Below are 8,168 nucleotides of genomic sequence, written 5' to 3' on the forward strand. Positions count from 1 at the left end.
AAAAAGCAATGCTGAAATTACTTGATTTCTACAGAAGCGCCAGCTTCTTCCAGTTCTTTCTTCAGAGCTTCAGCTTCTTCCTTGGTTGCGCCTTCCTTCAGAGGAGCAGGAGCGCCGTCTACCAGTGCTTTGGCTTCTTTCAGGCCCAGACCGGTAGCACCACGGACAACCTTGATGACGTTAACTTTCTTGTCGCCAGCAGCAGTCAGGATCACGTCAAATTCAGTCTGTTCTTCAGCAGCAGCGGACTCAGCAGGAGCAGCAGCTACAGCAACAGCGGCTTGAGCGCTGACACCGAACTTCTCTTCCATAGCTTCAACCAGCTCAACTACTTCCATAACGCTCATTTCAGCGATGGCATTCAGGATATCGTCTTTAGACAGAGCCATTCTTAAACTCCAAAATTCTGTAAGGTAAAACCAAAAATACTTTATTAAGAAAGCGGGCGATCAATAAGATCAGGCGGCTTTCTTCTGATCGGCAACAGCTGCCACTACACGGGTAATACGCGACGGGAACTCGTTCAGAGTTCTGGTCAGCTTGGTTACCGGTGCAATCATTACGCTCATCAGCATCGCGCGAGCCTGGTCCAGAGTAGGCATCTTGGCCAGGACATCAATCTGCTCAGCGCCGAGCAGTTGACCCCCAATGGACAGCGCCTTGACTTCCAGCTCTTTGTTTTCCTTGGCAAAATCCTGAAGCAGACGAGCTGCCGAACCTGGATCTACTTGAGAAAACGCCAGAACCGTAGGACCAACCAGAGCCTCTTTCAGACACTCGTATTCGGTGCCTTCTACTGCGCGGCGCGCCAGAGTGTTACGTACAACCTTCAGGTATACGCCACCCTCACGAGCCTGCTTGCGCAGAGAGGTCATCTGGTCCACAGTCAGACCACGGTAATCCGCGATAACAGCCGACAGAGCGCTTTGGGCAACCTCGCCGACTTCGGCGACAATCGCCTTCTTGTCTTCGAGACCTAACGCCATTGGCTTTACTCCAATTTTCTATAGGACAGAACATCCTCCAACCAGTGGAAGACACTCCCTAAATACGGTGATGGGCTAATTGCAAAGCAATTAATTCACCGTCTACGCAGGAAATTAAGCGAACAACACATAAATCAGCCATTCACACCTGCGATCTTTGACGGCCCTCGCTAAACGAGGACCCCAAAGACTGGAGAGTCGATACAGCAGATCAACAACCTGCTGCAACACTCAAATTAGAAGTCAAGACTAGCCTGTTCGATGGACAGACCGGGACCCATAGTAGAAGACAGGGTCACCTTCTTGACATAGACACCCTTGGCAGAAGAAGGCTTCAGCTTCTTCAGATCCACAAGCAGCGCTTCAACGTTCTGCTTCAGGGCACCTGCTTCGAAGTCGATCTTACCGACGGAAGCATGAATAATACCATTCTTGTCGGTACGATAGCGCACCTGACCTGCCTTGGCGTTTTTAACCGCTTCAGCAACGTTAGGGGTTACAGTACCCACCTTCGGGTTAGGCATCAGGCCACGAGGACCCAGAATCTGACCCAGCTGGCCAACAACGCGCATTGCATCGGGAGAAGCAATAACAACGTCAAAGTTCATTTCACCCGCTTTGATCTGTTCTGCCAGATCTTCCATGCCAACCAGTTCCGCACCGGCTTCACGGGCCGCGTCAGCGTTAGCACCTTGAGTGAAAACAGCAACGCGAACATCTTTACCAGTACCATTAGGCAGTACGGTAGAGCCACGAACAACCTGGTCAGATTTACGAGGATCAACACCCAGGTTCACAGCAACATCGATAGACTCTTTGAACTTGGCAGCCGGCAGATCCTTCAACAGGCTGGCAGCATCTTCAAAGCCGTAGACCTTGGTGCTATCAACTTTCTCAGCAATCAGCTTTGCACGCTTAGTCAGCTTAGCCATTACACACCCTCCACGTTCAGGCCCATGCTGCGGGCACTTCCAGCGATGGTGCGGATAGCAGCATCTTCGTCAGCTGCAGTCAAATCAGGTTCTTTAATCTTGGCGATTTCCAGCAGCTGCTCGCGAGTCACAGTGCCGACCTTCTCAGTGTTCGGACGACCTGAACCCTTCTTCAGCTTCGCTGCCTTCTTCAGCAGAACAGCCGCTGGCGGAGTCTTGGTTTCAAAGGTGAAGCTGCGATCACTGTAAACGGTGATAACAACTGGAGTCGGCATGCCCGGCTCAAGACCCTGGGTCTTGGCATTAAAGGCCTTACAGAACTCCATGATGTTAACGCCATGCTGACCCAGCGCAGGACCAACAGGCGGACTTGGGTTTGCCTGACCAGCGGCAACCTGGAGCTTAATATAAGCTTCTACTTTCTTAGCCATTTCAACCTCGTTGCGGGTCAAGCGCCATCACTCTAAGGCAATAGCTCCCCGTACACTAAACTTTCAGGTAACCAAAAACACCTGAAAATAAAATCCCCACACCGCACAGGGCAGCGCAGGGATCAGAGAATTACGCTCAACCTTTTTCGACCTGACCAAACTCCAGCTCGACCGGCGTTGAACGACCGAAAATCATAACAGCCACCTGAAGACGGCTCTTTTCGTAATTGACCTCTTCCACAACACCATTGAAATCAGCGAAGGGACCATCAATAACGCGAACCATTTCACCCGGCTCAAACAACGTCTTAGGCTTGGGCTTATCAACCCCTTCCTGAACACGCTGAAGAATAACATCGGCTTCTTTCTGAGTGATCGGTGCAGGCTTATCAGCCGTCCCACCAATAAAACCGAGAACCCTGGGCGTATCTTTGATCAGGTGCCAGCTATCCTCATTCATTTCCATCTGAACAAGCACATAGCCAGGGAAGAATTTGCGCTCACTTCTGCGCTTCTGGCCATTCCTGATTTCAACCACTTCTTCAGTGGGAACCAGGATCTCACCAAAAAGATCCTCCATCTGATGCAGCTTTACACGCTCCATCAGAGAACGCATGACATGCTTTTCAAAGCCGGAATAAGCATGCACAACATACCAACGCTTAGCCATCTTTCAGTCCTTATCCAATCAGGCTACTGACAAGCCAGCCCAGCAAAGAGTCAAGACCCCAAAGCACGAGACCCATAACCAGAACAACCGCAACCACAACGAGGGTCGTCTGAACAGTCTCCTGCCGCGTCGGCCAAACCACCTTTCTGACCTCAGCCTTGGCATCCTTGAGCAGCTCCCAGAACACCCGGCCTTTATCTGTCTGAAAAGCTACAACAGCCGCTACACCCCCCAGAACAACAAGACCTATTACACGATATAGTAACGACTCTGCTGAGAAGTAATAGTTCCCGCCGACACCTACAACCACCAACAAAGCAACAACAACCCATTTCAGGCCGTCGAAGCGATTAAGACTTTCAACGTCGGCTTTACCACTCATCAAGACATCTCTATCAGATCAGGTTACCCAAGAAGGGAAGCTGGCAGGCCAGGAGGGAATCGAACCCCCAACCCCCGGTTTTGGAGACCGGTGCTCTACCAATTGAACTACTGGCCTATAAACTATCCGGCATTCAAGAGCTCCGGGCGCTGTATACTACATGACCCAGAAGCCCTTGAACAGCCTTAATTACGCAATGATCTTGGCAACAACGCCAGCGCCAACAGTACGGCCACCTTCACGAATCGCGAAGCGCAGACCCTCTTCCATGGCGATAGGAGCGATCAGAGTCACAGTCATCTGAACGTTGTCGCCAGGCATAACCATTTCAACGCCTTCCGGCAGTTCACAGGAACCGGTCACGTCAGTGGTACGGAAGTAGAACTGAGGACGGTAACCCTTGAAGAACGGAGTATGACGACCACCTTCGTCCTTGGACAGAACATAAATTTCTGACGTGAACTGGGTGTGAGGAGTGATGGAACCGGGCTTCGCCAGAACCTGACCACGCTCTACGTCTTCACGCTTGGTACCACGCAGCAGTGCGCCAACATTCTCACCGGCACGACCTTCGTCCAGCAGCTTGCGGAACATTTCTACGCCGGTAACGGTGGTCTTGACGGTGTCCTTGATACCGACGATTTCGATTTCTTCACCAACTTTGACGATACCACGCTCAACACGACCGGTAACAACGGTACCACGGCCAGCGATGGAGAATACGTCTTCGATCGGCATCAGGAAAGGCTGATCGATCGCACGCTCAGGCTCAGGAATGTATTCGTCCAGAGTTTCTACCAGCTTCTTAACAGCAGTAGTACCCATTTCGTTGGTGTCATCGCCGTTCAGAGCCATCAGGGCAGAACCGATGATGATCGGAGTGTCGTCACCTGGGAACTCGTAAGTGTCCAGCAGCTCACGAACTTCCATTTCTACCAGTTCCAGCAGCTCTTCATCATCAACCATGTCAGCCTTGTTCAGGAAGACAACGATGTAAGGAACACCGACCTGACGAGACAGCAGGATGTGCTCACGAGTCTGCGGCATGGGGCCGTCAGCAGCGGAACATACCAGGATAGCGCCGTCCATCTGAGCAGCACCGGTAATCATGTTCTTGACGTAGTCAGCGTGCCCTGGGCAGTCAACGTGCGCGTAGTGACGAATCGGAGAATCGTATTCTACGTGAGCAGTAGAGATGGTGATACCACGCTCACGCTCTTCAGGTGCGTTATCGATCTGGTCGAAAGCTTTCATTTCGCCACCCCAGACTTCCGCACATACGCGAGTCAGGGCTGCAGTCAGAGTGGTTTTACCATGGTCAACGTGACCGATGGTGCCGACGTTTACGTGCGGCTTGTTACGTTCAAACTTTGCCTTTGCCATGGTAACGCTCCCAGAAAGAACACCAATTCCCGATACAGAAATAAGGGGCAGATAAACAAATATCTGCCCCTTACATCCTGGAGCTCATAACCAGATTTGAACTGGTGACCTCGTCCTTACCAAGGACGCGCTCTACCGACTGAGCTATATGAGCGAAAATCAGAACAAAACCAAATATGGAGCGGGTAGCGGGAATCGAACCCGCATCATCAGCTTGGAAGGCTGAGGTTCTACCGTTGAACTATACCCGCAAACCCAAGTAAAAAGCCGCACTAGGCGACTTACTACTTTAAAAGAATTTTGGTGGTGGGGGAAGGATTCGAACCTTCGAAGCTTTCGCGTCAGATTTACAGTCTGATCCCTTTGGCCACTCGGGAACCCCACCACAATTTGCTGAGCCATTTTATTCAGAGCGCTTTCTTTGTCAACCCCTTCGTTTTTCGCTCTTTCGAGCTTCCCGTCAGGCCTGAAAAAGTTGGCGTCCAACTCAGCAAGCGAGGCGCATTCTATGGAAACTATCGGGTGGATGCAATACCGGAGCCGCATAAATTTTCGTGTTTCTCGGCAAACCCGTATCGTTGCTGTAGAACCTCCCATAATGCATCGCTCATCAACCCCGTATCATCCTGACTGATTTCCAGCCAGTACTCTTCACGAAAGCGTGGAATCTCTTCCATTTGCACCGCATAACCACGGTCAGCGATACGTTTCTGCAAGCCTTCAGCCAACGCCCCCTGCGAGAACAGTCCCAGCGATATCCCACCTGCGCGTTCACCTTCTGTTATCAGATAGGCATCCACACCTTGTGCATCGAGCTCCCGCAACCAACCCAAAGACGCATCACGCCCAACCTGGGCCGGTATCAAAACCCAGAAATCTTCACCATGGCGAATTTTCAGCGCTTTGGCCTGGGCAGATATACCGGAAGCCAACAGTTGCTGCACGGCCTGATCTACCGTATCCGCAGCCCGAAAAGGTCCTATTTGCGTACAAAGACCCGCCACCGCTGGCTGACCTTCTGGCAGTGGCAATATCGGCTCTTCCACTATTCGAGGAATCAAGTCATCCGTATCTGCCTCAGCGACCAGCGTAATACCAGCCCCCCTCTCAAGACGCTCACCGCCAGACTCCGATAGAATGTACTTTTCCTGAGAACGTTCATACCAGCCATAGGCAAAGATCACGCCATTGGCCATCACCAGAACCAGAAACAACCAGCGCATCATTTTTATCATATCCATGCGTTCTTATTGATTTATGGCAGTGCGATCGCCAACCCTTCAAAAACCAGGTCAGGCAGGTGTAAAACTGGAATGGTTACCAGCTCTGCCAACACCGTTGCATCACCGCCGCCAATAACCACAGCAGCCCCATCCCCCAGGAACTCATACTCTTTTTCGATCAGTGCCGCCGCCATCGACGCAACACCAAACTGCATGGCTTCTACTGTTTTCAATCCCAAACCGCGGCGAAAATGGCGCTGCTCTGGAATCAATAGCCTGTCGGCATTGTCAGCCATGGACTTCAGCATCAGACTGATACCTGGCACGATCAGGCCACCCTTGAAACAACCGCCCTCATCAATAATATCCAGCGTCAATGCGGTACCACTATCCACCACGACCAATGGTCGTGCAGGGATGGCTGCCCTAGCTGCAAGAAGCCCTAGCCAGCGATCCTCCCCATAGGCTGCCGGATCAACGCCCGTAAGCTGTACCCCTCCCAGATATTCCTGCTTTATCGGTCGCTCTACCTTAATATCCCATATATCAAAAACCGTCGTCTCTATGACGTCATTAATTTCCGGCGCGCGCACTGAAGACATACGGCATCGATTAGGCTGGACACATAGTTCGTCAGCAATTTTCCGTAGCATGGATGTACAGCAACCGGTATTGTCCACAGCGCCCGACTGCCTGAGTTCACCCTCACTCATCAGCCGCCACTTGAGACGCGTGTTACCACAATCAAGATCAAGAATATTCATAAGGACGTAATGAGACTTCCCCTCCGGCATAAGCACGCTTCTCACCATCGTGATCCAGCATCAAGGCACCCTGCTCATTTACGCCCGCAGCAGTGCCTGTAATTTCCCTGATGCCCGTGATTAAACGAACCTCTTGACCAGCATAAGCATCGTACCGTTGCCAGTCTTCACGAAATGGCGTAAATCCTTTTTCCTGAAAAACATCAAGAAAGCTGACAAGCTGTCCAATCAGCTCACCAACAACCTGATTCTTATCAACCGTCATGCCTAATACAGTGCATAAATCAATCGCAGGCTGTGAGATTTCATTCAACTGTTCCTGACTCAACTTGATATTAATACCAATCCCGATAACCACTTGGCACTCACCATTAGGATCGCCATTGATTTCAAGTAAAATACCGGCGAGCTTCTTTCCAGAACAGAGAAGATCATTAGGCCACTTAAGCGCAAGACCTGTAGCACCCATTTTTTCAAGCGTTTTCAGCACGGCAAGCCCGACAACAAGACTCAACCCATCAAGGCCAGACATGCCACTATCAAAACGCCATACCATGGAAAAATAAATATTGGCACCTAATGGACTGATCCATGTGCGCCCTCGACGCCCACGGCCTGCCGTCTGGTGTTCTGCAACGCATATCTGAACAGGTTCGGGATTTTCCAGTTGCGTTAAAACGGTATCGTTTGTTGAGGAAGCAGAATGAAGCGTAGTAAGAGCAATCTTCGATCTGACCGATTCATCAATATAGGTGTGAATCAGATCGCTATTAAGCAGAATAACATCCCGAGGTAAGCGGTATCCTTTACCTGCTACCGCATCCAGGGTCAATCCTTGCTTTTCCAACTGCTTCAAACGTTTCCACACCGCCGCCCGACTAATGCCCAGCGCATCTCCCAACTCTTCACCGGAATGAAATTGCCCATCCTGCAAAAGTGTAAGGATATCTTGCATCGTACCAGCCCTGACCATTTTGCAGGACAATATATAGTGCCAACAGGCGGGTTACAACGTCACAACATTTAACCAGACGCTTCTCGATAGGAACTTATTTCTGATTATTCATGACACAAACCAACAACCCAAAGAATTTCTTATTGAAAGAGGAAAGAGGAAAGAGGAAAGAGGAAAGAGGAAAGAGGAAAGAGGAAAGAGGAAAGAGGAAAGAGGAAAGAGGAAAGATTATGTAGCCGCATAGCAAAAACCCCGACCGCTAATTTCTTGTTAGCGATCGGGGTTTTAAATTAAAGCCTGGCGATGACCTACTCTCACATGGGGAGACCCCACACTACCATCGGCGATGTATCGTTTCACTGCTGAGTTCGGGATGGGATCAGGTGGGGCCAATACTCTATGGTCGCCAGACAAAACGGGTTGAGATCATGATACGTTTACT

At 50.6% G+C, this 8,168-nt stretch carries 10 protein-coding genes, 4 tRNA genes and 1 rRNA gene; all 15 read right to left on the bottom strand.

Annotation, left to right across the window (positions count from 1 at the left end; all coding sequences use genetic code 11):
- Window positions 1–17 precede the first annotated feature (17 nt).
- The 15 genes from rplL to rrf all read right to left on the bottom strand — a co-directional run bounded on the left by rplL (window position 18) and on the right by rrf (window position 8,137).
- On the bottom strand, window positions 18–389 hold the full coding sequence (gene rplL / locus KHS78_RS13810; protein ID WP_211829059.1) for a 50S ribosomal protein L7/L12: 372 nt from the start codon (window positions 387–389) through the stop codon (window positions 18–20).
- A 69-nt stretch (window positions 390–458) separates the two neighbouring features.
- Window positions 459–986, bottom strand: coding sequence for a 50S ribosomal protein L10 (gene rplJ, locus KHS78_RS13815; RefSeq protein ID WP_211829060.1), 528 nt, complete (start codon window positions 984–986; stop codon window positions 459–461).
- A 236-nt stretch (window positions 987–1,222) separates the two neighbouring features.
- Complete coding sequence (gene rplA / locus KHS78_RS13820) at window positions 1,223–1,918, bottom strand: 50S ribosomal protein L1 (protein WP_211829061.1); 696 nt, start codon at window positions 1,916–1,918, stop codon at window positions 1,223–1,225.
- Complete coding sequence (gene rplK / locus KHS78_RS13825; protein ID WP_211829062.1) at window positions 1,918–2,349, bottom strand: 50S ribosomal protein L11; 432 nt, start codon at window positions 2,347–2,349, stop codon at window positions 1,918–1,920. The genes rplA and rplK overlap by 1 nt, the downstream gene beginning before the upstream one ends.
- 136 nt (window positions 2,350–2,485) lie before the next feature.
- Window positions 2,486–3,019, bottom strand: coding sequence for a transcription termination/antitermination protein NusG (nusG, locus tag KHS78_RS13830; protein ID WP_211829063.1), 534 nt, complete (start codon window positions 3,017–3,019; stop codon window positions 2,486–2,488).
- A 10-nt stretch (window positions 3,020–3,029) separates the two neighbouring features.
- Entirely contained in the window at window positions 3,030–3,401 is a 372-nt protein-coding gene (secE, locus tag KHS78_RS13835; RefSeq protein ID WP_211829064.1) for a preprotein translocase subunit SecE, read from the bottom strand.
- Window positions 3,402–3,442: 41 nt separating this feature from the next.
- A tRNA-Trp gene (locus tag KHS78_RS13840) sits at window positions 3,443–3,518 on the bottom strand.
- A 72-nt stretch (window positions 3,519–3,590) separates the two neighbouring features.
- Window positions 3,591–4,784 (bottom strand): elongation factor Tu, encoded by a 1,194-nt coding sequence (gene tuf / locus KHS78_RS13845; RefSeq protein WP_211829052.1) that lies wholly within the window; start codon window positions 4,782–4,784, stop codon window positions 3,591–3,593.
- Between the two features lie 78 nt (window positions 4,785–4,862).
- Window positions 4,863–4,938 (bottom strand) — tRNA-Thr (locus tag KHS78_RS13850).
- Between the two features lie 23 nt (window positions 4,939–4,961).
- Window positions 4,962–5,035 (bottom strand) — tRNA-Gly (locus KHS78_RS13855).
- Window positions 5,036–5,085: 50 nt separating this feature from the next.
- Window positions 5,086–5,169 (bottom strand) — tRNA-Tyr (locus tag KHS78_RS13860).
- A 130-nt stretch (window positions 5,170–5,299) separates the two neighbouring features.
- Window positions 5,300–6,010 carry a hypothetical protein gene (locus KHS78_RS13865; protein ID WP_211829065.1) on the bottom strand — a complete coding sequence of 237 codons (711 nt, stop codon included), beginning with the start codon at window positions 6,008–6,010 and terminating at the stop codon, window positions 5,300–5,302.
- Between the two features lie 29 nt (window positions 6,011–6,039).
- Entirely contained in the window at window positions 6,040–6,720 is a 681-nt protein-coding gene (locus KHS78_RS13870; protein WP_246506473.1) for a type III pantothenate kinase, read from the bottom strand.
- A gap of 37 nt (window positions 6,721–6,757) precedes the next feature.
- On the bottom strand, window positions 6,758–7,726 hold the full coding sequence (gene birA, locus KHS78_RS13875; RefSeq protein WP_211829067.1) for a bifunctional biotin--[acetyl-CoA-carboxylase] ligase/biotin operon repressor BirA: 969 nt from the start codon (window positions 7,724–7,726) through the stop codon (window positions 6,758–6,760).
- Window positions 7,727–8,021: 295 nt separating this feature from the next.
- Window positions 8,022–8,137: ribosomal RNA gene (gene rrf / locus KHS78_RS13880) — 5S ribosomal RNA — on the bottom strand.
- Window positions 8,138–8,168: the final 31 nt, after the last annotated feature.

Source organism: Kistimonas asteriae, assembly GCF_018263925.1.
GTDB lineage: Bacteria > Pseudomonadota > Gammaproteobacteria > Pseudomonadales > Endozoicomonadaceae > Kistimonas > Kistimonas asteriae.

Coding starts and splice junctions, on each gene's coding strand:
- rplL (WP_211829059.1), bottom strand. CDS start 389: ATGGCTCTGTCTAAAGACGATATCCTGAATGCCATCGCTGAAATGAGC.
- rplJ (WP_211829060.1), bottom strand. CDS start 986: ATGGCGTTAGGTCTCGAAGACAAGAAGGCGATTGTCGCCGAAGTCGGC.
- rplA (WP_211829061.1), bottom strand. CDS start 1,918: ATGGCTAAGCTGACTAAGCGTGCAAAGCTGATTGCTGAGAAAGTTGAT.
- rplK (WP_211829062.1), bottom strand. CDS start 2,349: ATGGCTAAGAAAGTAGAAGCTTATATTAAGCTCCAGGTTGCCGCTGGT.
- nusG (WP_211829063.1), bottom strand. CDS start 3,019: ATGGCTAAGCGTTGGTATGTTGTGCATGCTTATTCCGGCTTTGAAAAG.
- secE (WP_211829064.1), bottom strand. CDS start 3,401: ATGAGTGGTAAAGCCGACGTTGAAAGTCTTAATCGCTTCGACGGCCTG.
- tuf (WP_211829052.1), bottom strand. CDS start 4,784: ATGGCAAAGGCAAAGTTTGAACGTAACAAGCCGCACGTAAACGTCGGC.
- KHS78_RS13865 (WP_211829065.1), bottom strand. CDS start 6,010: ATGATGCGCTGGTTGTTTCTGGTTCTGGTGATGGCCAATGGCGTGATC.
- KHS78_RS13870 (WP_246506473.1), bottom strand. CDS start 6,720: ATGAGTGAGGGTGAACTCAGGCAGTCGGGCGCTGTGGACAATACCGGT.
- birA (WP_211829067.1), bottom strand. CDS start 7,726: ATGCAAGATATCCTTACACTTTTGCAGGATGGGCAATTTCATTCCGGT.